Below are 24,356 nucleotides of genomic sequence, written 5' to 3'. Positions count from 1 at the left end.
TTATTTACCTCCTAACACGTTAGATACATATTCACTAGGGTCATAGAAAGTTAATGCTGCATCTTTAATTATTGGTTGTAATATGTCTGCTGACAAACCGAAAATGATTGTAAGTACGACGGTAACAACAGAAATTGTTAATGCACTGCGATATTGTAATTTTGGATTATAGTCATATCCAGAAGATGGACCGAAAAATCCTTTTAAGAAAATACGCACGACTGAATATAATACGACTAAACTTGATAGTAAGACGACAATACCACTTAAATAAAATCCTTTTTGGAAAGTTGCTTCCACAATGTAATATTTACCATAGAAACCACTAAATGGAGGTATGCCGGCCAAACTTAATGCCGCTATAAAGAATGTCCAACCTAATATTGGATAATGTTTAATCAGTCCGCTAAAGTCTTTCAAATTATAAGAACCAGTTATTTTATAAACAACTCCAATTAAGAAAAATAGGCCTGCTTTAATTAACATGTCGTGAAGTGTATAGTAAATCGCACCCATCATACCTGCTTGATTCATCATTGCAACGCCGACTAATATAACGCCAATAGCGATCATAATATTATAAAGGATGATTTTCTTAATATCACTGTAACTAATGGCACCTAGACAACCGAATATTATCGTTAATATAGCTAAGAATAATAATAGGTAGAAGGGGAGTGATGACGTATCGCGGAAAAATAAACTTATTGTTCTAGCAATAGCGTATACCCCGACTTTTGTTAATAATGCACCAAAGAAAGCGATAATCGCAGTTGGTGGCGCATAATAAGCACCCGGTAACCATATGTACATTGGAAAAACACCAGCTTTAGTAGCGAAAACAAAAATAAACACAACGAATATGATAATTACGACGTTACTATCTTTAGGTGATAATTGGCTAAGTTTGTCGCTAATATCTGCTAAGTTTAATGTACCAACGACTGAGTACAGCATACCTACAGCAATAACGAAAAAGGCTGAAGATGTAACATTAACTAGTACATATTTAATGGTTTCACTTAATTGTATTTGCGTACCGCCAATCACTAATAAGATGTATGAAGATATTAAAAAGACTTCGAAGAATACGAATAAGTTAAAAATATCTCCAGTCATAAACGCGCCATTCACGCCAGTAATCATAAACATAATTGCGAAGTAATAATAAAATCTTTCGCGTTCAATACCAACTGTTTTATATGAATATAAAATGATTAGAGCAGTGATGATTAAACTTGTAACAATAAGTAAACCACTGAATAAATCTAAAACAAAGACAATACTATATGGTGCCTTCCAAGAACCGAGTTCCAGTTTGATAGGACCCTCTTTATAGACGTGATATAAATTAATTAAACTAAAGCACAAGGTAATTAAAGTGCCACCTAAAGCAATGTAACGCTTAATAATAGGGCGTTTGCCAAGGAAAATTAACAAGATACTTGTTAATAATGGGATTACCAGTGCTGACATAAGTAAGTTACTCGCTATCACTTTCAAGCACTCCTCTCATCTGTTCGACGTTATCTGTGCCGAGCTCTTTATAACTTCTAAATGCAAGCACTAAGAAGAATGCTGTTACAGAAAATGAAATTACGATTGCTGTTAAGATGAGGGCTTGTGGTATAGGGTCAACATATTGAGTGATGCCCTTTTCATAAATCGGAACGCCACCTTGTTTTAAGCCGCCCATAGTGATTAAAAATAAATTTGCCGTATGCGTTTGTAGCGTTGTCCCTAAAATGATACGTATTAAACTTTTAGAGAGAATGAGGTAGACGCTCATTGCAGTGAGAAAGCCACAAACAAATATCATCAATATTTCCATTATTCATTCTCCCCAATCGATAATATAATAGTCATAACTGTGCCAATTACTGCAAACATAACACCTAAATCAAAAAACGTAGCCGTATGTAAATGCATTGGCTTTAGTATAATAAGCGGTATTTCAAATGGTTTATGAGTAAAAAAGTTTTTATCATAAAACCAGCTTGCCATAGGTGTAGCTACACAGAATAATAATCCAATACCGATTAAAATCTTAAAATCCCAAGGGAAGATTTTGCGCATTGTTTTAATATCAAATGCAACTGCAATAATCACAAGTGCACTTGATAGAAGTAAGCCACCTACGAAGCCACCGCCCGGTGTATAATGTCCTGCTAAAAACAGTGAAAGTCCGAACATGACGATTAAAAAGAAGATAACAATAGCTGAATATTGAAAAATTAAATTATTTTTCTGTCTGTTCATTATTATTACCTCCTTTAATACTTGTATTTTTCTTAGAACGTAATTTAATCATTGTATAGACACCTAAGCCAGCTATACCTAATACAGAAGATTCGAATAAAGTATCGGTACCACGGAAGTCAACAAGAATAACGTTAACCATGTTTTTACCATGAGCTAAATCATGAACGTGTGCTTTATAGTAATTAGCAATAGATGCAAAATGTCTATTTCCATAAGCGATTAAGCCGATAATAGTTACTACTAAACCTGCGCCTATAGATATTAAGACATTGACTGTTTTGAAGCTTTTAGACTCGTTATAACGATTTAAATTTGGTAAATGATAGAAACATAATAAGAATAACGCTGTCGAAATAGTTTCTACTACGAATTGCGTTAACGCTAAGTCTGGCGCACCAAAATAAATAAAGAATACTGCTACAGCGTAGCCAATAGCACTAGCCATTAAAATACTGAAGAGTCTGGAATGTGCTAAGACCATCATTGTTGCAGCTACACAAATTAATATAACGATAACCACTTCAAATACTCTAATATTGCTGACATCTTTAAAATTAATGGAAACAGGTGAAACAAGTAATACAATTGCTGACATTATAATTAAAGTTAGGAAAATAATTACTAAGTTATTACGTGTAAATCCTGTAACATAAGTATCTGTAAATTTACTAGAATATGATTGAACAGATTGGCCACTATTGTTATACCAGTAGTTGATAGTTAATTTATCAGGTTGTGCTTGTAGTAAATGTACCCAATAACTAAACGTAAAAATAAGTACAATTCCCAACACATATATTAAGAGTGTAGAGAAAAATGCTGCTGTGAAACCATGGAAGAAGTGAAATTCTGCTGGTTTGCTTACAGATTTACTTATTGAATTGACTGCTGGATCTATAATTGAACCCGTAATTAAATTAGGGAAAAAGCCAAATACAACAACTAATAAAGCCAAAATAATAGGAGATATTAGCATTAATAGTGATGATTCATGTGCTTTTTTCGGTAATTTATCTTCGTGATAGCTACCTAAGAAAATTTGACCGATAAATCTTACAGAATATACAAATGTGAAAATACTACCGATAATAGCGATGATTGGTAGTAAAAGACCAAGAGAATTTAAGCTATATAAATTAACGTGCGTGATTTCAATAACACTTTCTAAAAATGATTCTTTTGATAAGAAGCCGTTGAAAGGTGGAACACCTGCCATACTTAAAGCTGTAACTATAGTAAGCGTGAATGAAATTGGCATGATAGTCACAAGACCACCAAGTTTTTTAACATCACGTGTACCTGTGCTATGGTCTATAGCACCAGTAATCATAAAGAGTGCACCTTTAAATGTAGCATGGTTGATTAAATGAAATATAGCTGCAGTAAATGCCGCGCTATAAATTTGACTATCAGAACCTTCAAAATGATAACTAACAGCTCCGATACCTAACATTGACATTATCATGCCGAGTTGGGACACTGTTGAAAAGGCGAGTATACCTTTTAAATCTTGTTGCTTTGTAGCATTTAAAGAAGCCCAGAAAAGTGTTACAAGTCCTATCACCGTAACTGCCCAAATCCAACCTTGAGAAACTGCGAAAATTGGCGTCATACGTGCGACTAAGTATAAACCTGCCTTAACCATAGTAGCCGAATGTAGATAAGCACTAACAGGTGTTGGTGCTTCCATGGCATCTGGTAACCATACGTAGAACGGGAATTGTGCAGACTTTGTCATAGCGCCAATTAACACAAGTACCATTGACAAAATAAAATACGGACTAGTTTGAATATTGTCTGCATTGGCAATCATTTCGTGAATGCTTGTCGTGTGTGTGCCTATTGATAATAAAATCAAACCACCTAACAAACATAGCCCGCCTAAAACTGTGACGAGCATTGATTTTTGTGCGCCGTATATAGACGCTGAATTATCACGCCAAAATGAGATAAGTAAAAAGCTAGAAAATGACGTTAATTCCCAAAATAAATATAGAACGATAATATTGTCAGATAAGACAACACCTAACATTGCGCCCATAAATAATAATAAATAACAGTAAAAATTCCCCAATTGTTCTTTTCGACTTAAATAACTGATTGAATAAAGTACGACTAACGTACCTATACCAGTAATCAGTAAACTAAATAATAAACTTAAACCATCTATGTAAAGGTCATAGTTCATGCCAAACTTTGGCATCCAGTTTGCTTTTAGTAAAACGGTATCACCCGACATTGTTGTTGTTATGTATGAGATGAAATAAATAAATAAGACTAATGGTATTGGTAATACGAACCAGCCTAAATGAATCCGCTTATGTAGTCGATACACAAAAGGAATAATGAGGGCAAATATTAACGGTAACAATACCGCTATATGCAACAAGCTCATTAAATATTCCTCCCTTAAAAAAGTATATAACAACATTATACATGATTAATACTATTCTGAAAAACGTCAATCGCTTATAAATAAAGGATTTCAGTGTACTATTAAATAAGAAGAAAGTGAGTGTTTTTATTTAAATTTTTCTTTATATTGAATAGAATAATCTTCTTTTAAATTTTGTAAATTTTCTAGTGAACGGCGTGAATGTTCATCTTGTTTTTGTTGTAGGCGTTCTTCTAATTTACTAATTGCAAGTTGCAATGATTCGACATAAGGAAGCGGTTCTTCGTTAAATTCTTTCAATTGAGATTGAGAAGTATAACGCTTTTCGAATTGGCTTAAAGCTTTACGTTCATGGAAAAAGACATTTTCAGTTGCTTTAGGATTATGTAAATCACCTTGTTTAGGGTGTTTAATCACTTGTTCGACTTGTACTAATATTTGATTGTTTTGTTCTTCTAAGATACTAACGCCGTAAACGCCAGTTTTATGTGCTAAACGGTATAACATATACAATACTTCCTTTCATTTATGTTAGAATACTATTATCATATTAACATGAAATGGAGAATTAAAATGACAAACTACCCTCAATTAGATAACGAAGTAAAAGACAATGAAATCAAATTAGTAATGCATACAAATAAAGGTGATATGACATTCAAATTATTACCTGATGTAGCACCTAAAACAGTAGAAAACTTTGTTACTCACGCTAAAAATGGTTACTACGATGGTATTACTTTCCACCGTGTAATTAATGACTTTATGGTACAAGGTGGAGACCCTACAGCTACTGGTATGGGTGGCGAAAGTATTTATGGCAAACCATTTGAAGATGAATTTTCTCTAGAAGCCTTTAATATTTATGGCGCATTATCAATGGCAAACTCAGGCCCTAACACAAACGGCTCACAATTTTTCATAGTTCAAATGAATGAAGTACCTGAATCAATGTTAAGTCAGTTAGCAGATGGAGGTTGGCCACAACCAATCGTCGATAGATATGCTGAAAAAGGTGGTACACCTTGGTTAGATCAAAAACATACAGTTTTTGGCCAATTAATAGAAGGTGAAACTACTTTAGAAGATATTGCAAGTACTAAAGTAGGACCTCAAGACAAACCGTTACATGATATTACTATCGATTCAATTGATGTTGAAGATAAATAAAGATAAAGTTCAAACATCTTAAAAAAATAAATACAATGCTTTTATAATATAAGTAGCCGGAAACTTTTAGTTTTCGGCTTTTTTAGATTCTTATTTTGTAAGCGGTGCTATTTTTTACCAAATGAAGTAATTTTTTCACTTAACATTAGTCCATTATTATTATTTATGCTATTATTAGATTGTTAAGTATAACGATATAAGGGGTTATCAAGTTGAATCATCATTATAAAATTGGTCAACACATTAAAGTACGTGTGACTGGCATTCAACCGTATGGCGCATTTGTTGAAACCCCGGATAATACTGAAGGTTTGATCCATATATCAGAAATCATGGATGATTATGTGCATAATTTGAAGAAATTCTTATCGGAAGGGCAAATTGTTAGAGCTAAAGTTATTTCTATAGATAATGAAGGTAAATTGAATTTGTCATTAAAAGATAATGATTATTTCAAAAACTATGAGCGTAAAAAAGAAAAGCAATCAGTATTGGATGAAATCAAAGAAACTGAAAAATATGGGTTTCAAACAATTAAAGAACGCTTGCCGGTTTGGATAGAACAGTCAAAAGACGATATGAAACAAGACTAAGAGTCTTGAGAGACTAACACTTTAATAAGAAGTGTTAGTTTTTTAATTTCTAATATGCATGCACAAGCATATAATTTCAACTTGATCATTTTTTGAGTTATTATGAATAAGCAGTTCGCTAGTATCGTTAATTATAGCGTGCTATAGTAATGGAATAATTAAGGAGGAAGAGTAATATGAATGAAAGATTTACCCCTTTATTTGAAAGTGTAACTTTGCCTAATAAAGCAGTTTTAAAAAATAAATTTGTCTTAGCGCCTTTAACACATGTCTCATCAAACGATGATGGTACGGCATCAGAAGACGAAATTAACTACATGGAACAACGTTCACAAGATGTCGGTTTAGCTATTTCAGCAGCAAGCAATGTAACTGATTTAGGTAAAGCATTCCCTGGTCAACCTTCAGTTGCACATGATACAGATTTAGAAGGTTTGAAAAAATTAGCACATGTAATGAAGAAAAATGGCGCTAAAGCAGTCGTTCAAATTCACCATGGTGGAGCACAAGCATTACCAAACTTAACACCTGGCGGAGACGTAGCTGCACCTACACCAATTTCACTTAAAAGTTTTGGCCAACAAGAAGAACATGATGCACGTGAAATAACTGAAGATGAAATTCAAGAAACAATCAAAGCATTTGGTGAAGCAACAAGAAGAGTAGCTGAAGCTGGATTTGATGGCGTGGAAATACATGGTGCGAATCATTATCTTATTCATCAATTCGTATCACCATATTACAATAGAAGAACCGACGAGTGGGGAACAGATAGATTGAAATTCCCAACTGCAGTTGTAGATGAAGTATTAAAAGCGAAAGAACAATATGCTGATGAGTCATTTATCGTTGGGTATAGATTTTCACCTGAAGAAGCAGAATCACCAGGAATCAGTATGGAAATTACTGAATCATTAGTTAAAACACTTATTGAAAAACCACTAGACTATTTACATGTTTCTTTAATGGACGTTCATTCTAAAACACGTGAGGGTAAATATGCGGGTGAAGAAAGAATTAAACTATTACATCAATGGATAGATGGACGTATGCCATTAATTGGTATTGGTTCTATTTTCACGGCAGAACAAGCTTTAGAAGCTATCCAATCAGGTAATGTTGACTTAATTGCTTTAGGTAGAGAAATTTTATTAGACTATCAATTTGTTGGTAAAATCGAAAACGGTAAAGAAGATGAAATTGTATCATACTTCGATCCGGAAAGAACTGATAAACATGAATTACCTCCAAAATTATGGGAGCAATTTAATATTGGATTTTATCCTTTACCAAGAAAAGATGAACAATAAATAACAATTTTGATTTGCAACATAGATTTAAATTTCAAAACAACTTATTTCACTGAAGTATTCAGACCGAGATAAGTTGTTTTTTATTTTATCAAAAGCGAGTTTCTACATGTTAAAGATGATTAGTTATAAAAGAGGTTGCTATTTATCTATCATGTATAACCTGTAAATTAAACTGGCTATTAACCGAAAAACTGGATCGGATTTTCAAAATATAGCTCGTGTTATATTTAACAAAATGGGTTGAAATTCATAGAAATAATAATAATTTTATAATCATTACTTTTGAATAAAAATAAAGTTTGACTGTGTCAAAATAAATTTCATATAGATAAATATACAAATTATTATATCGTTTATTCAAAGTAATTCTCATTACATAGACGCACTAAAATTATAGGCTAAAATTTACTTAGGAAAATAGTTTCAGTTATCCGTTAAATACGTTATGCTATGGATATGATTGATTGTGGCTTTATAGCCCATAATAACTTTAAAGGGGAGATATCATGACAAGATCAGAAGAAATCATTGAGGTTACAAATCATTATGGGGCGCATAACTATGTTCCATTACCAATTGTTATCTCGGAAGCTGAAGGGGTATGGGTAAAAGATCCTGAAGGAAATAAATATATGGATATGCTAGCTGCATATTCAGCTGTTAACCAAGGACATAGACACCCTAAAGTAGTTCAAGCGTTGAAAGACCAAGCTGATAAAGTAACGCTTGTATCTAGAGCTTTCCATAGCGACAACTTAGGTGCATGGTATGAAAAAATATGTAAACTTGCAGGTAAAGAAAAAGCACTACCAATGAATACTGGTGCTGAAGCGGTTGAAACTGCACTTAAAGCTGCAAGACGTTGGGCTTATGAAGTAAAAAATATTGAACCAGATAAAGCAGAGATTGTGGCATTTAATGGCAACTTCCATGGCCGTACAATGGCACCAGTTTCTTTATCATCTGAAGCAGAATATCAACGTGGCTACGGTCCATTATTAGAAGGTTTCCGTAAAGTTGATTTCGGTGATATTGAAGCATTAAAATCTGCTATTAATGAAAATACAGCTGCTGTCCTTATCGAACCAATTCAAGGTGAAGCAGGCATAAATGTACCTCCAGAAGGTTATTTAAAAGAAATTAGAGAATTATGTGATGAACACAATATTTTATTTATCGCCGATGAAATCCAAGCAGGTTTAGGTCGTTCAGGTAAATTATTTGCGACAGACTGGGATAACGTTAAGGCTGATGTTTATATTTTAGGTAAAGCATTAGGTGGCGGTGTATTACCAATTTCAGTTGTACTAGCTGACGAAGAAGTATTAGGGGTGTTTACTCCTGGTTCTCACGGTTCTACATTTGGTGGTAATCCATTAGCTTGTGCTGCTTCTATCGCTGCATTAGACGTTATTATAGATGAAGATTTACCTGGCCGTTCATTAGAATTAGGTAACTATTTCAAAGAAGAGTTACAAAAGATTGACCATCCTGCTATTAAAGAAGTAAGAGGTCGTGGTTTATTCATTGGAATTGAATTGAACGAAAACGCTAGACCTTATTGTGAAGCTTTAAAAGAGCAAGGAATTCTATGTAAAGAAACGCACGATACGGTTATTCGCTTTGCACCACCTTTAGTTATTACTAAGGAAGAAATTGACTACGCATTAGACAAAGTAAAAGCAGTTTTTAAATAGCATAAAAGTTCATCAATCTAGTATAGTAATTACACTTTAAAAAGCTAAAAGTTATGTTACAATTACTATGAAAGCGAAATCATTAGTTACGAAAAAGAGGCGAAATGAATCATGACTGAGAATAATAATTTGGTTACTTCTACACAAGATATTATTAAGGAAGCTTTGCACAAATTGGGTTTTGATGATGGAATGTACGACTTAATCAAAGAACCATTAAGATTTTTACAAGTAAGAATACCAGTAAGAATGGATGATGGGACTGTTAAAACTTTTACTGGTTATCGTGCACAGCATAACGATGCTGTTGGACCAACTAAAGGTGGGGTTAGATTCCACCCAGACGTTGATGAAGAAGAAGTTAAAGCATTATCAATGTGGATGTCATTAAAATGTGGAATTGTTAACTTACCATATGGTGGCGGTAAAGGCGGGATCGTCTGCGACCCACGTCAAATGAGTATTCATGAGGTTGAACGTTTATCTCGTGGATATGTTAGAGCAATCTCTCAATTTGTTGGGCCTACTAAAGATATTCCATCACCGGATGTTTTTACAAATTCTCAAATTATGGCATGGATGATGGATGAATATAGTTCTCTAGATAAATTTAACTCACCAGGATTTATTACAGGTAAACCAATTGTATTAGGTGGTTCACAAGGACGTGACCGTTCTACTGCATTAGGTGTTGTTATAGCTATTGAACAAGCGGCTAAAAGAAGAAACAAACAAATCGAAGGTTCTCGTGTAGTTATTCAAGGTTTTGGTAACGCGGGTAGCTTCTTAGCTAAATTCTTATATGACATGGGTGCTAAAATTGTAGGTATTTCAGATGCTTATGGTGCATTACATGATCCAGAAGGTTTAGATATTGATTACTTATTAGACCGCAGAGACAGTTTCGGTACTGTTACTAATCTATTTGAAGATACTATTTCAAATAAAGAATTATTTGAAATTGATTGTGATGTTTTAGTTCCTGCAGCGATTGCAAACCAAATTACTGCTGATAATGCTCATGACATTAAAGCTGACGTAGTAGTAGAAGCTGCGAATGGTCCTACAACGCCAGAAGGTACTAGAATATTAACTGAACGTGGCATATTACTTGTACCAGACGTATTAGCAAGTGCCGGTGGCGTTACAGTTTCTTACTTCGAATGGGTTCAAAATAACCAAGGTTATTACTGGACAGAAGAAGAAGTTAACGAAAAATTACGTGAAAAATTAATCACAGCATTTGATACAATTTATGAATTAGCTCAAAATCGTAAAATTGATATGCGCTTAGCTGCATACATCGTAGGTATTAAACGTACTGCAGAAGCAGCACGTTACCGTGGTTGGGCATAATATTTAAACAACATGCAAGTATTGATAATAGATCAATACTTGCATGTTTTGTATAGCAAACAAAAATAGTCATAGAAGTAATACTTCTATGACTATTTTTAATGCAATTGATTTTTAATAATTTTTAATTGCTGCTGCACTGCATCTTGACCAGTAGAACCATAACTGATTCTTCGACTAACGCAGTTTTCAGGTTTTAAGAATGAATATATATCTTCTTCAATCGAAGGGTGTGCTTCTTGATATTGAGCAAGTGGTACATCTAATAAATATTTATTGTTTTGTATACACCATAATACAATTTTGCCTACGATTTCATGTGCAGTTCTAAATGGAACGTCTTTAGTAACTAAGTAATCTGCAAGTTCTGTGGCGTTAGAAAAGTCATTGTTTACAGTTTCTTTTAAATGATCTACGTTAATGGTCATTGAATCAACCATACCTTCAAAAATTCTTAGCGAACCTTTAATAGTATGAACAGCATCGAATAAGCCTTCTTTATCTTCTTGCATATCTTTGTTGTAGGATAATGGTAATCCTTTTAAAGTCATTAACATACTTGTTAAATGACCTGCAGTTCGACCAACTTTACCTCTGATTAACTCAGCCATATCAGGATTTTTCTTTTGTGGCATAATTGAAGAACCAGTTGAAAATGCATCGGATAATGTAACGAAATTAGCTTCTGCTGAAGACCAAAAAATAATTTCTTCCGCAAAACGAGATAAGTGGACCATAGTCAACGAAATATTGTGTAGCGTTTCAACAATATAATCTCTATCACTAACCGCATCCATACTATTTTCATATAAGGAACTAAAGCCTAACAACTCCTGTGTCATTTGACGATCGATAGGGTAAGTGGTGCCACTTAAAGCTGCTGCACCAAGTGGTGAAATATCGATTCGTTTCAAACTATCATGGAATCTCCCTTTATCTCTTTCCAACATCCAGTAATAAGTTAAAAGATGATGTGCTAAGGAGATAGGTTGAGCTCTTTGTAAATGAGTATACCCTGGCATAATAGTATCAACATGCTGTTCTGCAACATTTACGATAGTTGTTTGGAATGACGTGATTAATTCGATAATCGTTGATACTTGTTCTTTTGTGTATAAGTGCATATCCGTCGCAACTTGATCATTTCTGCTACGTCCAGTATGCAATTTACCTCCAGTATCACCTATACGTTTAATTAATTCATGTTCTATGTTTAAATGAATATCTTCTAACGATACATCAAATGCAATATTTCCATCTTTATAATCAGTTAATATTTGTTCCAAGCCTGCAATAATATCATCGCTCTCTTTAGGAGCAATGATATTTTGATTGGCTAACATCTTAGCATGAGCAATACTGCCTTCAATGTCTTGTTTAATTAAAGTCTTATCAAAGTGAATAGATGCGTTAAATTCATCGACCCAATCTTCAGGCTTTTCTTTAAATCTACCACCCCAAGCTTTCTCACTCATTATGATAACCTCCATGAAGCATAGAATTTACTTGTGTTGGTAAACCGTAAATTTCTATGAAACCTACTGCAGACTCTTGATTAAATGCGTCTTCTTTTGTATAAGTAGCTAATTTTTCATTGTATAAAGTATATGGTGATTTTCTACCATTAACGACAGCATTACCTTTATAAAGTTTGATTCTTACTTCACCAGTAACATGGTCTTGTGTACTATCAACAAAAGTTTTTAAGCTATCTGTTAATGGAGAGAACCATAAAGCGTTATAAACTTGCTCTGACAATTGTTTTTCAATAACTGGTTTAAAGTGAGCAACATCTTTAGTTAATGTAATTGTTTCTAATGCTTTATGTGCTTTAACGATAACTTCAGCAGCCGGTGTTTCATAAACTTCTCTTGATTTAATACCTACAAGTCTATTTTCTACGTGGTCGATTCTACCGATGCCATGTTTACCAGCAATTTTATTTAATTTTAAAATTAATTTAGTTAATGACAGTGATTCGCCGTTTAAAGCTGTTGGCAAACCTTTTTCAAAAGATAGCACTAATTCTTCAGCTTGGTCTGGCGTATTTTCTAAAGCATTTGTTAAATCATATGCATCTTCTGGTGGTGTGGCATATGGATCTTCTAATATGCCACATTCATTACTTCTACCCCATAAGTTTTGGTCGATAGAATACGGTGAGTCATGTTGGATAGGTACAGGGATGTTGTGTTTGATTGCATAATCAATTTCTTCCTCACGACTCCATGCCCATTCTCTAACTGGTGCAAATACTTTTAATTCTGGATTTAACGCTTTTATAGAAACTTCAAAACGAACTTGGTCATTACCTTTACCAGTACAACCATGTGCAATACCAACCGCACCAGTTTTGTCAGCAATTTCTACTAATTTTTTTGAAATTAATGGTCTCGAAAGAGCTGATACTAATGGATATGCACCTTCATACATTAAATTACCTTTGATTGCATAAGAAACGTAATCTTGACTAAATTCTTCTGTTGCATCGATAATGTGGCATTCGACAGCTCCCATATCTAATGCTTTTTGGTATACAACGTCTAAATCTTTTCCTTCACCAACATCTAAACAACAAGCTACAACATCGTAGCCTTTCTCGATTAACCAATGTACTGCAACACTTGTATCTAAACCGCCTGAATATGCTAAAACTATTTTTTGTTTCATATAGGACACCTCATTCATAATTTTTAATTTGTAAGTTAATAAAACTAGAATAACAAAAACTGAATGAAAATAAAACCATTATTTTACATAAATATACAAATATTTTAGTTTTCTGATATTTTTTGTTCTAGTATTTCAATAATATGTATTTATACCAATGCTTTTATAAAGCCGTTAGAAAAATGTATATTTTTATGCATAAGTTATAAAAATATGATATAAATTTAACTAACTAGTTTTTCCTGTCATATAAGTAGGGGGATAGGCTAGTTGTTTGAATACTAATTTCAAAGTTAGTAAAATAATATATGAACCCAATATACAGGAGGCAATTTACATGACTCATATACAGTTAGATTATGGTAAAACTTTAGAATTTTTTAACGAGCATGAATTAGAGCAACAAAAAGATATCGTCAAATCAATACATCATACTATTCACGAAGGTACAGGCGCTGGCAATGATTTCTTAGGCTGGATAGATCTTCCTGTTGATTATGATAAAGAAGAATTTTCACGTATTTTAGAGGCGTCTAAACGCGTTAAAGAACATTCAGATGTTTTCGTAGTTATTGGTATCGGTGGTTCTTATTTAGGTGCACGTGCAGCAATTGAAATGCTTACTTCATCATTTAGAAATAGTGATGAATATCCTGAAATTGTATTTGTAGGTAATCATTTATCTTCTTCTTACACACAAGAATTAATAGATTATTTAGATGGAAAAGACTTCTCAGTAAACGTTATTTCTAAATCAGGTACAACTACTGAACCTGCTGTAGCGTTTAGATTATTTAAACAATTAGTAGAAGACAAATATGGTAAAGAAGAAGCGAAAAAACGTATCTTTGCTACAACTGATAAAGAAAAAGGCGCATTAAAACAATTAGCTACAAATGAAGGTTATGAAACTTTCGTCGTTCCTGATGATGTTGGTGGACGATACTCAGTTTTAACTGCAGTAGGTTTATTACCAATCGCAGTAGCAGGCATCGATATTGAAACAATGATGCAAGGTGCTGCTAAAGCGAGAGAAGAACTTTCTTCTGAAAACTTAGAAGATAATATTGCATATCAATATGCGACAATCCGTAATATTTTATATGCAAAAGGTTATACAACTGAAATGCTTATCAACTATGAGCCTTCTATGCAATACTTTAATGAATGGTGGAAACAATTATTTGGTGAATCTGAAGGTAAAGACTATAAAGGTGTATATCCTTCAAGTGCCAACTATACTACTGACTTACACTCATTAGGTCAATACGTTCAAGAAGGTCGACGTTTCTTATTTGAAACAGTAGTTAAAGTTAATAATCCAAAACATAACATTACTATTGAAGAAGATGCTGATGACTTAGATGGTCTAAACTATTTAGCAGGCAAAACGATCGATGAAGTTAATACTAAAGCCTTCGAAGGTACTTTATTAGCTCATACAGATGGTGGCGTTCCTAATTTAGTTGTGAATATTCCTAAATTAGATGAAGAAACATTTGGTTATGTTGTTTACTTCTTTGAACTTGCATGTGCAATGAGTGGTTACCAATTAGGTGTTAATCCATTTAACCAACCTGGTGTTGAAGCATATAAACAAAATATGTTTGCATTATTAGGTAAACCAGGTTTTGAAGATAAAAAACAAGAATTAGAACAACGTCTATAATTTAACGATTATATTAAACGCAAGATATAGATAAATAAAAATAAGAGCGGTGATAGAATCTACATAGTCTAGATGATGTCATCGCTTTTTTATATCATTTATCAGACTTACATATGAAAAAGGTCTACTACTTCAGCATGAATTATTTATACAAGAAGTGTTAAGTATTTAAAATCATTACAAAAAAACATATAATATATATCAATAGCAGGGATGAGGATTGATTGAATGTCGACTGAACAAGTTAATGAGTGGTTTGATGCATTTGGAAACATGGGGTATCTTGTTGGATTTTTATTACCATTTATTGAAGCGTTTATACCAATTTTACCGTTGATAGTATTTGTCATAGTAAACGTAAATGCCTATGGTTTTATAATAGGAATGATACTTGCATGGTTAGGAACAGTGCTTGGTAGCTTTATTATGTTTTTAATCTTTAGAAGATTGTCTAATTCTAAATATATGAAACGACTTAAACAACGTAAGTCTGCAGAAAGATTAATTAAATATATTGATGAACATGGCGTTATACCAATATTTATTTTGTTTTGTTTTCCTTTTACACCGAGTGCTTTAGTGAATTTGATCGCTAGCGTCACCAATATAAAGTCTGTACATTATTTTTGGGTGTTAACATTATCTAAATTAGTCATGATTAGTCTTGTAGGTTGGTTAGGGAAAGATATTTCTACATTATTTACTAATCCTTTACGTATAACGATTGTCGTGATTGTTGTAATCATTGTTTGGTTTATAGGAAGAAAGGTAGAAAAACACTTTATGCATTCATCAAAGGAGTGACGCCATGAAAAAAATAATAAATCATTTGATTTCTATTATTTTTGCGATTATTATAGTTTTATTGCTACAAGCATTTGTAATTTCGGGAACAGTTATGCACAATAGTAATATGACTCCTATTTTGAAAAGTGGAGATCGTTTAATCGTTAATAAAATAACTACGACTTTTAACCTATTGAAAAACAACGACGTTATTATGTATCATCATAATGGACATACTTATGTTGCACGAATTATTGGAGAACCTGGTCAGTCTATCGTCTTTAAAAATGGGAAATTACTTCGTGATGATAGACAGGTAGATGAACCATATGTAAAAAGCAATAGCATTGATAATTTAGCTTTACGTCAAATTAAAGGTTCTGAAAGTGATATCGTACCTACTAACAATTATTTTGTGTTGAATGATCATCGACAAAATAAACAAGATTCAAGAAATTTTGGTTATATTCATAAAAAAGATATAATTGGTGAGGTATCTTTACGATATTACCCATTTAAGGCATTCACTGTAGATTTTAAATAAATAGATGAGGTGTGAAACGTGAAAAAAGAAATAACTGAATGGATTATATCAATCGTGGTGGCAGTAGCATTGGTATTATTCATTATCAATTTTGTCGCAAAGTCATATACGGTAAAAGGTGACTCGATGGATCCAACATTAAAAGATGGTCAACATGTTATTGTTAACTTATTTGACTATAGATTTAACGATATTAAAAAAGGTAATGTTATCGTTTTCCATGCTAATAAAACTGATGACTACGTTAAACGAGTAATTGGAACACCAGGAGACAGTATCGAATATAAAAAAGATAAACTTTATGTAAATGGTCACCAAGTAAAAGAGCCATATCTAGACTACAATGAAAAACATAAGCAATATGAATACATTACAGGTAGTTTCAAAACGAAAGATTTACCAAATGCTCAAGGTAATAAAATACCTAAAGGTAAATTATTAGTGCTAGGTGATAACCGTGAAGTAAGTAAAGATAGTCGTTCATTCGGTTTAATTGATAAAGATACAGTAGTAGGTAAAGTATCATTTAGATTTTGGCCATTTAGCGATTTTAAATTTGGCTTCGATCCAGATACGAATTACAACAAATAATTAATAATGAAGAATTAGTTGACGTGTACAAGTTTAAAGTTAACTAATTCTTCTTTTTTATACCTATAGAGCACAATTATTTTTTAGCTTGATATGTTAAAATATGACTCAAAGGAGTGGAGCGAGTTCATGGAATTAAATGCATATATAGGAAGAGCAGGTACAGGGAAATCTCATAAAATGATAGAAACTATTAAAGCGGACATGAAACAAGATCCGTTAGGCGATCCTATTGTTTTAATCGCACCAACACAAAATACATTCCAACTAGAACAAGCATTTGTTAATGATCCAGAGTTAAATGGGAGTTTAAGGACTGAAGTGTTACACTTTGAGCGTTTAAGCTATCGTGTCTTTCAAGAAGTTGGGGGCTTAATGGAAGAACAATTATCAAAAGCTGCTACACAAATGATGATTTATGATATTATTCAACAACATAAAAATGAGTTGAAGTTATATCAATCACAAGTTAAATATTATGGATTTAGTGAAAAACTATATGAACAAATTCAAGATTTTAAAAAATATGCAGTTTCTCCACAACAACTAGAAGATTATATCGCCGAAAACAACTTACAAACTAGAACACAACATAAATTACAGGATATCGCTTTAGTATATAAACAATTAGAGCAACGTATTAATGGTCAATATGTATCTACTGAAGATACGTTACAACGTTTTATCACTATGATGGATCAATCTGAATGGTTAAGTCGTGCACAAATATACATAGATGGCTTTCACAATTTTTCTACATTAGAATATGAAATTATTAAAGGGTTAGTTAAACAATGTCGACAAGTTACGATTCTTTTGACTACAGATGGTGATAAAGATCCATTTAGTTTATATAGAAAGCCATCAGAATCTTTAACTCACATCGAAGGAATCGCTCAAGAACTCAATATTTCATTAAATGTCGAAACTTTTTCACAACAACAGAGATTTGAGAATAAAGACTTACAACATTTAGAGCAAAATTTTAATGCCTTACAATTTGAACCACTACAATCACAGCATCATCTTAAAATCTATGAATCGTCTAATATGCGTGAAGAAATAAATGAAGTGGCCCGCCAAATTTTGCGTGAAAATAGGGAATTAGGTAGACGGTTCCAAGATATCGCAATTTTATATAGAGATGAATCTTACGCTTATTTAATAGAGTCAATTTTTCCACAATATGATATCCCTTATCATATTGATTTAAAAAAACCGATGACACATCATCCAGTAATGGAAATGTTCCGCTCATTAATCGAAGTGTTGCAAACGAATTGGCGTTTTGAACCGTTGATGCGTCTGTTTAAAACGGATGTATTAACTCAAACTGTAGAACAGAGTGATTATTTAATTAGTATCTTAGAAAACTTCGTGTTAGAACGTGGTATATATGGCAAGCGTTGGTTAGATGACAAATATTTTGAAATTGAACGTTTTAATAAAATGGGAATTAAACGCCAACCATTGACTGATGAAGAACGTGAAACTTTTGAACGTGTTGTTAAAATAAAAGACAATGTCGTTAATAAATTAATGGCGTTTGAAGAACGTTTAGGAGATGCTCAAACTGCAGTTGATTTCGCACGTTCATTTTATGAAGCAATCGAATCTTTTGAATTACCAAGTCAATTAATGGCAGAAAGAGATAGATTAGATACTGCACAATTACACACAGAAGCGGAAGAATTAGACCAAGTATGGAATGGATTTATTCAGACATTAGATGATTTAGTTTCAGTGTTCAAAGAACAACAAATGTCTAAAACTAGATTTTTAGAGTTATTAGATATTGGTTTAGAACAGCTAGAGTTTAGAATGATTCCTCAAATGATAGATCAAGTGAGTATAGGGACAATGGACTTAGCTAAAGTAGATAATAAAGCTAAAGTTTATCTTGTAGGTGTTAATGACGGAGTAATACCTCAATCAGTGCAAGCATCCGGATTAATGACAGATGATGAAAAGAAATATTTCCAAACGCAATCTCAACTTGAACTAAGCCCTACAGCTGACATATTACAAATGGATGAAGCTTTCGTGTGTTATATTGCGATGACGAGAGCACAAGTAGATGTCACATTTTCTTATAGCTTAATGGGTACAAGCGGTGATGAAAAAGAACTCAGTCCTTTTATTACACAAATTCAAGCGCTGTATACTAATTTAGAAATTCAAAATATACATCATTTACATCAAATGAATCCTTTAACGTTAATGGAGCATCCGCATCAAACGAAAATTGCATTGTTTGAAGCTTTAAAAGCATGGTTAGATGATGAAATCGTTGCCGAAACTTGGTTAGATACATACCAAGTTATGCATAATGATCAACGTTTAAATCAGGGCTTAGATTATCTCCTTACGGCATTAACTTATGATAATGAAACAGTGCAATTAAGTGAATCTTTATCTAAATCATTATATGGTGAGAAAATTAATGCGAGTGTGTCGCGTTTCGAAGGGTATTTAGCTTGTCCCTTTAAACATTTTGCGTCACACGGTTTACGCTTAAATGAACGAACTAAATATAAATTAGAAAACTTTGATTTAGGAGATATTTTCCACCAAGTTTTAAAATATATTTCAGAGCAAGTTAACGGTCAATTTAACAAATTAACACATAAGTCAATTCATGAATTGACGACAAAAGCACTAGAGGAAATATTACCGGAAGTTCAATTTAATGTGCTTAACTCAACGGCTTATTACCGTTATTTATCCCAACGTATTGGTGCAATAGTAGAAACGACATTAACGGCACTTCAGTATCAAGGCAGTCATTCTAAATTTATACCGACAAAATTTGAAGCAAGCTTTAGAAAAAATCCTAAAAATAATGAAGAACTCTATGCGCAACCGCTAGTGACACGTCAAGGTGTGCCAATCAATATTAGAGGTCAAATCGACCGTATTGATACTTACACAAAAAATGATGAAAGCTTTGTTAATATTATTGATTATAAATCGTCAAAATACAGTGGGACTTTAGATTTAACAAAAGTATATTATGGCATGCAAATGCAAATGATGACTTATATGGATATTGTATTGCAAAATAAAACGCGTTTAGGATTGAATAAAGTTACGAAACCGGGTGGCCTATTATACTTCCACGTTCATGAACCACGAATTAAATTAGCTTGGAAAGAATTGCAAGAAGAAAAACGGACGAACGAATTTTTAACTGCATTTAAATTAAATGGTTTATTGAATAGTGACACAAATGTATTAGATGCGTTGGATGATAGAATCGAGCCAAGTTTTACTTCTGACATCGTACCAGTAGGATTAAAAAAAGATGGAACCGTTAAAAGTAGTAGTAAAGTGGCAGACGAATCAACTATTTATAAATTTATTGCACATAATAAACAAAACTTTATAGATACAGCAACGAATATTATGGATGGTCATACTGAAGTCGCTCCACTTAAATATAATCAAACATTACCATGTCAATATTGTAACTACAAATCTGTCTGTCACGTTGATGGTATGATTGATCAAAAACGTTATCGTCAAGTAGATGAAACCATTAATCCTCTTGAAGCAATTCAACAAGTCGAGATAGAAAGTGAGGAAGACGAGCAAAATGAGTAATATACCAACAAAGCCAAGTAATGCACAATGGACAGATAACCAATGGAAAAGTATTTATGCTAAAGATCAAGATATTTTAGTAGCAGCCGCCGCTGGTTCAGGAAAAACTGCGGTATTAGTTGAACGTATCATCCAACGTATATTACGTGATGAATTAGATGTCGATCGCATGCTCGTCGTTACCTTTACTAATGCAAGTGCGCGAGAAATGAAACATCGTGTTGAAAATAGAATTAAAGAGGCTTCTTTGGAAGATCCGACGAATGAACATTTAAAAAGTCAACGCGTCAAAATTCATCAAGCGCAAATTTCAACATTACACAGCTTTTGTTTAAAGTTAATTCAACAGCATTATGATGTGTTAGATGTGGATCCGAACTTTAGAACGAGTAGTGAAGCGGAAAACATATTACTGTTAGAACAAACGATTGATGAAGTGTTAGAACAACACTATGACAAATTAGATCCTGATTTTGTTGACTTAACAGAGCAACTATCATCCGACAGAAATGATGAACAGCTCAGAGAAATTATTAAACAATTATATAACTTTAGTGTAGCCAATCCATATCCATTTGAGTGGCTAAATTCACTTGCAGAACCATATAACAATGAGACACAACAAGACAACTTGTTACATTTGCTTAGCGACTTGGCTAAAATATTTTTAACTTCGGCAGAAGAATCAATAAATAAAAGTTATGACTTATTTATGATGCTAGAAGAGGTAGATAAGCAAGTTGATGTTGTGCAAAGAGAACGTCAATTTTTAACTCAAGCAATGGAAGATGGCGTATTAAACACCGAGTTAATTGCGAATCATCAATTTGAGCCGCGTTTTCCTGCTAAAAATAAAAAGATAAAAGAAGCTAATGAATTAAATATAGAAGCATATGATAGTGCTAAAGCGCATTATGATAACTACAAGTCTTTAGTGACAAAAGTACAAGATGATTATTTCTCAAGAGATGCAGAGAGTCTTAAAAGTGATATGCGACAATTAAAACCACGTGTGAGTTACTTGGCTCAAATTACAGCCGATGTTATCGAACAATTTAATAGCAAAAAGCGAAGTAATAATCTTATTGATTTTGCAGATTATGAGCATTTTGCGTTAAAAATATTAACAAATGAAGATGGTACACCATCTGAAATAGCGCAACAATTATCTACACAAATAGATGAGATACTCGTAGATGAATACCAAGATACGAATAGAGTACAAGAGCAGATTTTAGCGTGTATTAAAAAAGGCAATGATCATGACGGTAATTTATTTATGGTCGGCGACGTTAAGCAATCAATTTATAAATTTAGACAGGCTGACCCTAGTTTGTTTATAGAAAAGTATAACCGTTTTAATGTCGAAGGTGAGCAAAGCGGCTTGCGTATTGATTTGTCTCAAAATTTCAGATCACGTAAAGAAGTATTAAGCACGACTAACTATTTATTTAAGCATATGATGGATAGCCAAGTAGGTGAAATTGAGTATGATGAAGCGGCACAATTATATTATGGTGCCAACTTTGATGATGCTAATGTACCATTGCATCTAGATATGTTAATAGAAGATGGAGAATCTGATTTAACAGGTGCTGAGCAAGAAGCTGAATATATCGTACAACACGTGCAACAAATTATGAACGAACGGGAAGTATATGATGTGAAGTTAGGCAAGTATCGCCAACCTACTTATAAAGATATTGTTATCTTAGAGAGATCATATAGTCAGGCTAGACGTATCCAACAAGCCTTTAAAGACCATGACATTCCTTTCCACGTAAATAGTAAAGAAGGCTATTTCGAACAGACTGAAGTTCGATTGATATTGTCATTTTTAAGAACTGTCGATAATCCTTTGCAAGATATCTATTTAGTGGGGTTAATGCGTTCTGTAATTTATCAGTTTACTGAAGATGAATTGTCTAATATTAGAGTGTTTAGCCCTAACTATGATTATTTCTATCAATCGATTCATAACTATATGAATAATGAAGTTGCCAATAAAAAGCTTGTACAAAAATTACAATACTTTATGGACGACTTAGCTATGTATCAAACATATAGTCAAAGTCACCCAGTTTACCAATTGATTGATAAATTTTACAATGATCATTTTGTTATTCAATATTTTAGTGGGCTAATTGGCGGTAAAGGTAGAAGAGCTAATTTATATGGTTTATTTAATAAAGCAATTGAATTTGAAAATTCTAGTTTCCGTGGGTTGTATCAATTTATCCGTTTTATTGATGAATTAATAGAACGTGGTAAAGATTTTGGTGAAGAAAATGTAATTGGACCGAATGATGACGTAGTTCGAATGATGACAGTCCATAGTAGTAAAGGACTAGAGTTTCCATTTGTAATATATTCAGGTCTTTCAAGAAAATTTCGAAGAGACGCTTTAAGTAAACCGGTCATTTTGAATCAACAATATGGTTTAGGAATGAATTATTTTGATGTACAACATAACGTAAGTTATCCTTCATTAGCTTCTGTTACTTTAAAGGCAATTGCCGAAAAAGAACTGATTTCTGAAGAAATGAGACTTATCTATGTTGCATTAACGAGGGCAAAAGAGCAATTGTATTTGATTGGAAGAATTAAAGATAGTAAAGAATTAGAACAATGGGAACAAGTAGCAGTTTCTAATGACTATTTACCTGTGAGTTATCGTTTGACAGCTCAGCGCCCGATAGATCTTATTTACACAATATTAGCCAAACATCAATCAACTGCTATTCCATTAGATCTTCAGTTTGAAAGAGATATCAATGCGTTAGACGATAGTGTTAGACCAAACGTGAATATTAACATTCACAATTATGAAGACATCGCTAGTGAACATGTTGCTGACACATCAACGCAACGTACTGTTCATGATATATCGAACGAGGCATCGAATGATAAAGCGTTACAAGCGCAAATTCATGAACAATTAAGTTATGAATACCCATATCAAAAAGATATGCATAAGGCATCTAAACAATCAGTTTCAGAATTGAAACGACAACTCGAAACTGAAGAAGCAGGTACTGATTATAATCGCGTTAGACAATATCGTGTTGGTTCAACTACGTATGAACGTCCAAACTTTTTAAATCATTATACAAAGCGTAAAGCAAATGAAATAGGGACACTAATGCATACAGTCATGCAACATTTACCTTTTAAAGTAGAGCGCTTAAGTACCGAAGAAGTGAAGACATATATCGATGACTTAATTAGTAAAAACATCATAGCTGACGATGCTAAACAAGACATTAATATTCCAGAAATAGAACAATTTATTAACAGCGATTTATATTTAACTATCGCACACAGCGATGCAGTATTTAGAGAGTTGCCGTTCATTGTAAACCAAGGAAGAGTAGATCACGTACCAGAGGACGAAGAAGATAGTTCTATAATTCAAGGTATGATAGATTTAATTTTCGTGAAAGATGGTTTCTACTATTTTGTAGATTATAAAACAGACGCTTTTAATAGACGTAGAGGAATGAGCGATGAAGAAATAGGTAAACAACTAAGAAATCGTTATAAAATTCAAATGACTTATTATAAAAACACTTTAGAAACAATATTAAATACTGAAGTGAAAGGCTATTTATATTTCTTTAAATATGGTCAATTATCAGTAGATGAATAAATGTTAGTTTGATTTATAAACGTAGATACCTATAAAGCATTTAAAGCATTTTTAAGTG

At 32.9% G+C, this 24,356-nt stretch carries 18 protein-coding genes; 11 read left to right on the top strand and 7 right to left on the bottom strand.

Going from position 1 to position 24,356, the window contains the following annotated elements; all coding sequences use genetic code 11:
* From C7J89_RS11210 to kapB, 5 genes are all read right to left on the bottom strand, one after another.
* Positions 1-1,497 carry a Na+/H+ antiporter subunit D gene (locus C7J89_RS11210; protein WP_103294905.1) on the bottom strand — a complete coding sequence of 499 codons (1,497 nt, stop codon included), beginning with the start codon at positions 1,495-1,497 and terminating at the stop codon, positions 1-3.
* Positions 1,484-1,831 carry a Na+/H+ antiporter Mnh1 subunit C gene (mnhC1, locus tag C7J89_RS11205; protein WP_103294906.1) on the bottom strand — a complete coding sequence of 116 codons (348 nt, stop codon included), beginning with the start codon at positions 1,829-1,831 and terminating at the stop codon, positions 1,484-1,486. Before mnhC1 ends, C7J89_RS11210 begins: the two co-directional genes overlap by 14 nt.
* Positions 1,831-2,259, bottom strand: a complete 429-nt coding sequence (locus C7J89_RS11200) for a Na(+)/H(+) antiporter subunit B (protein WP_061855137.1) — start codon at positions 2,257-2,259, stop codon at positions 1,831-1,833. Before C7J89_RS11200 ends, mnhC1 begins: the two co-directional genes overlap by 1 nt.
* Entirely contained in the window at positions 2,240-4,657 is a 2,418-nt protein-coding gene (locus tag C7J89_RS11195; RefSeq protein WP_103294907.1) for a Na+/H+ antiporter subunit A, read from the bottom strand. Before C7J89_RS11195 ends, C7J89_RS11200 begins: the two co-directional genes overlap by 20 nt.
* A 126-nt stretch (positions 4,658-4,783) precedes the next feature.
* The gene (gene kapB / locus C7J89_RS11190; protein ID WP_103294908.1) at positions 4,784-5,164 is read right to left on the bottom strand and encodes a sporulation phosphorelay system protein KapB; all 381 of its coding nucleotides are present in this window, start codon (positions 5,162-5,164) and stop codon (positions 4,784-4,786) included.
* Between the two features lie 66 nt (positions 5,165-5,230).
* Here kapB and C7J89_RS11185 point away from each other — a divergent pair, with 66 nt between their 5' ends.
* From C7J89_RS11185 to C7J89_RS11165, 5 genes are all read left to right on the top strand, one after another.
* Positions 5,231-5,827: a peptidylprolyl isomerase gene (locus C7J89_RS11185; RefSeq protein WP_061855134.1), complete on the top strand. Its 597-nt coding sequence runs from the start codon at positions 5,231-5,233 to the stop codon at positions 5,825-5,827.
* A 212-nt stretch (positions 5,828-6,039) separates the two neighbouring features.
* A complete protein-coding gene (gene ygs, locus C7J89_RS11180) occupies positions 6,040-6,420 on the top strand; it encodes a S1 domain-containing post-transcriptional regulator Ygs (protein ID WP_103294909.1) in 381 nt (126 codons plus the stop codon).
* A gap of 176 nt (positions 6,421-6,596) precedes the next feature.
* Positions 6,597-7,730 carry an NADH-dependent flavin oxidoreductase gene (locus tag C7J89_RS11175; RefSeq protein ID WP_061855132.1) on the top strand — a complete coding sequence of 378 codons (1,134 nt, stop codon included), beginning with the start codon at positions 6,597-6,599 and terminating at the stop codon, positions 7,728-7,730.
* Between the two features lie 509 nt (positions 7,731-8,239).
* Positions 8,240-9,430 (top strand): ornithine--oxo-acid transaminase, encoded by a 1,191-nt coding sequence (locus C7J89_RS11170; RefSeq protein ID WP_061855131.1) that lies wholly within the window; start codon positions 8,240-8,242, stop codon positions 9,428-9,430.
* Between the two features lie 111 nt (positions 9,431-9,541).
* Positions 9,542-10,786 (top strand): Glu/Leu/Phe/Val family dehydrogenase, encoded by a 1,245-nt coding sequence (locus C7J89_RS11165; protein WP_106884411.1) that lies wholly within the window; start codon positions 9,542-9,544, stop codon positions 10,784-10,786.
* Positions 10,787-10,884: 98 nt separating this feature from the next.
* On the opposite strand, the gene argH is transcribed toward C7J89_RS11165, so the two are convergent.
* A complete protein-coding gene (gene argH, locus C7J89_RS11160) occupies positions 10,885-12,261 on the bottom strand; it encodes an argininosuccinate lyase (RefSeq protein WP_103294911.1) in 1,377 nt (458 codons plus the stop codon).
* A complete protein-coding gene (locus C7J89_RS11155) occupies positions 12,254-13,456 on the bottom strand; it encodes an argininosuccinate synthase (RefSeq protein WP_103294912.1) in 1,203 nt (400 codons plus the stop codon). Before C7J89_RS11155 ends, argH begins: the two co-directional genes overlap by 8 nt.
* A 337-nt stretch (positions 13,457-13,793) precedes the next feature.
* Between C7J89_RS11155 and C7J89_RS11150 the strand changes: the two genes are divergently transcribed.
* The 6 genes from C7J89_RS11150 to addA all read left to right on the top strand — a co-directional run bounded on the left by C7J89_RS11150 (position 13,794) and on the right by addA (position 24,298).
* The gene (locus tag C7J89_RS11150) at positions 13,794-15,125 is read left to right on the top strand and encodes a glucose-6-phosphate isomerase (protein WP_103294913.1); all 1,332 of its coding nucleotides are present in this window, start codon (positions 13,794-13,796) and stop codon (positions 15,123-15,125) included.
* 228 nt (positions 15,126-15,353) lie between these two features.
* On the top strand, positions 15,354-15,929 hold the full coding sequence (locus tag C7J89_RS11145) for a TVP38/TMEM64 family protein (RefSeq protein WP_103294914.1): 576 nt from the start codon (positions 15,354-15,356) through the stop codon (positions 15,927-15,929).
* Between the two features lie 4 nt (positions 15,930-15,933).
* Positions 15,934-16,455, top strand: a complete 522-nt coding sequence (gene lepB, locus C7J89_RS11140; protein ID WP_103294915.1) for a signal peptidase I — start codon at positions 15,934-15,936, stop codon at positions 16,453-16,455.
* 18 nt (positions 16,456-16,473) lie between these two features.
* Entirely contained in the window at positions 16,474-17,046 is a 573-nt protein-coding gene (lepB, locus tag C7J89_RS11135) for a signal peptidase I (RefSeq protein WP_061855124.1), read from the top strand.
* Positions 17,047-17,175: 129 nt separating this feature from the next.
* A complete protein-coding gene (gene addB, locus C7J89_RS11130) occupies positions 17,176-20,649 on the top strand; it encodes a helicase-exonuclease AddAB subunit AddB (RefSeq protein ID WP_103294916.1) in 3,474 nt (1,157 codons plus the stop codon).
* Positions 20,642-24,298, top strand: a complete 3,657-nt coding sequence (gene addA, locus C7J89_RS11125) for a helicase-exonuclease AddAB subunit AddA (protein WP_103294917.1) — start codon at positions 20,642-20,644, stop codon at positions 24,296-24,298. The genes addB and addA overlap by 8 nt, the downstream gene beginning before the upstream one ends.
* Positions 24,299-24,356: the final 58 nt, after the last annotated feature.

Source organism: Staphylococcus kloosii, assembly GCF_003019255.1.
Lineage (GTDB): Bacteria > Bacillota > Bacilli > Staphylococcales > Staphylococcaceae > Staphylococcus > Staphylococcus kloosii.
This window is presented reverse-complemented; position numbering and strand designations above follow the sequence as displayed.

Coding starts and splice junctions, on each gene's coding strand:
- C7J89_RS11145 (WP_103294914.1), top strand. CDS start 15,354: ATGTCGACTGAACAAGTTAATGAGTGGTTTGATGCATTTGGAAACATG.
- mnhC1 (WP_103294906.1), bottom strand. CDS start 1,831: ATGGAAATATTGATGATATTTGTTTGTGGCTTTCTCACTGCAATGAGC.
- C7J89_RS11195 (WP_103294907.1), bottom strand. CDS start 4,657: ATGAGCTTGTTGCATATAGCGGTATTGTTACCGTTAATATTTGCCCTC.
- C7J89_RS11155 (WP_103294912.1), bottom strand. CDS start 13,456: ATGAAACAAAAAATAGTTTTAGCATATTCAGGCGGTTTAGATACAAGT.
- C7J89_RS11185 (WP_061855134.1), top strand. CDS start 5,231: ATGACAAACTACCCTCAATTAGATAACGAAGTAAAAGACAATGAAATC.
- C7J89_RS11200 (WP_061855137.1), bottom strand. CDS start 2,259: ATGAACAGACAGAAAAATAATTTAATTTTTCAATATTCAGCTATTGTT.
- C7J89_RS11165 (WP_106884411.1), top strand. CDS start 9,542: ATGACTGAGAATAATAATTTGGTTACTTCTACACAAGATATTATTAAG.
- C7J89_RS11175 (WP_061855132.1), top strand. CDS start 6,597: ATGAATGAAAGATTTACCCCTTTATTTGAAAGTGTAACTTTGCCTAAT.
- addA (WP_103294917.1), top strand. CDS start 20,642: ATGAGTAATATACCAACAAAGCCAAGTAATGCACAATGGACAGATAAC.
- C7J89_RS11170 (WP_061855131.1), top strand. CDS start 8,240: ATGACAAGATCAGAAGAAATCATTGAGGTTACAAATCATTATGGGGCG.
- C7J89_RS11150 (WP_103294913.1), top strand. CDS start 13,794: ATGACTCATATACAGTTAGATTATGGTAAAACTTTAGAATTTTTTAAC.
- kapB (WP_103294908.1), bottom strand. CDS start 5,164: ATGTTATACCGTTTAGCACATAAAACTGGCGTTTACGGCGTTAGTATC.
- addB (WP_103294916.1), top strand. CDS start 17,176: ATGGAATTAAATGCATATATAGGAAGAGCAGGTACAGGGAAATCTCAT.
- argH (WP_103294911.1), bottom strand. CDS start 12,261: ATGAGTGAGAAAGCTTGGGGTGGTAGATTTAAAGAAAAGCCTGAAGAT.
- lepB (WP_103294915.1), top strand. CDS start 15,934: ATGAAAAAAATAATAAATCATTTGATTTCTATTATTTTTGCGATTATT.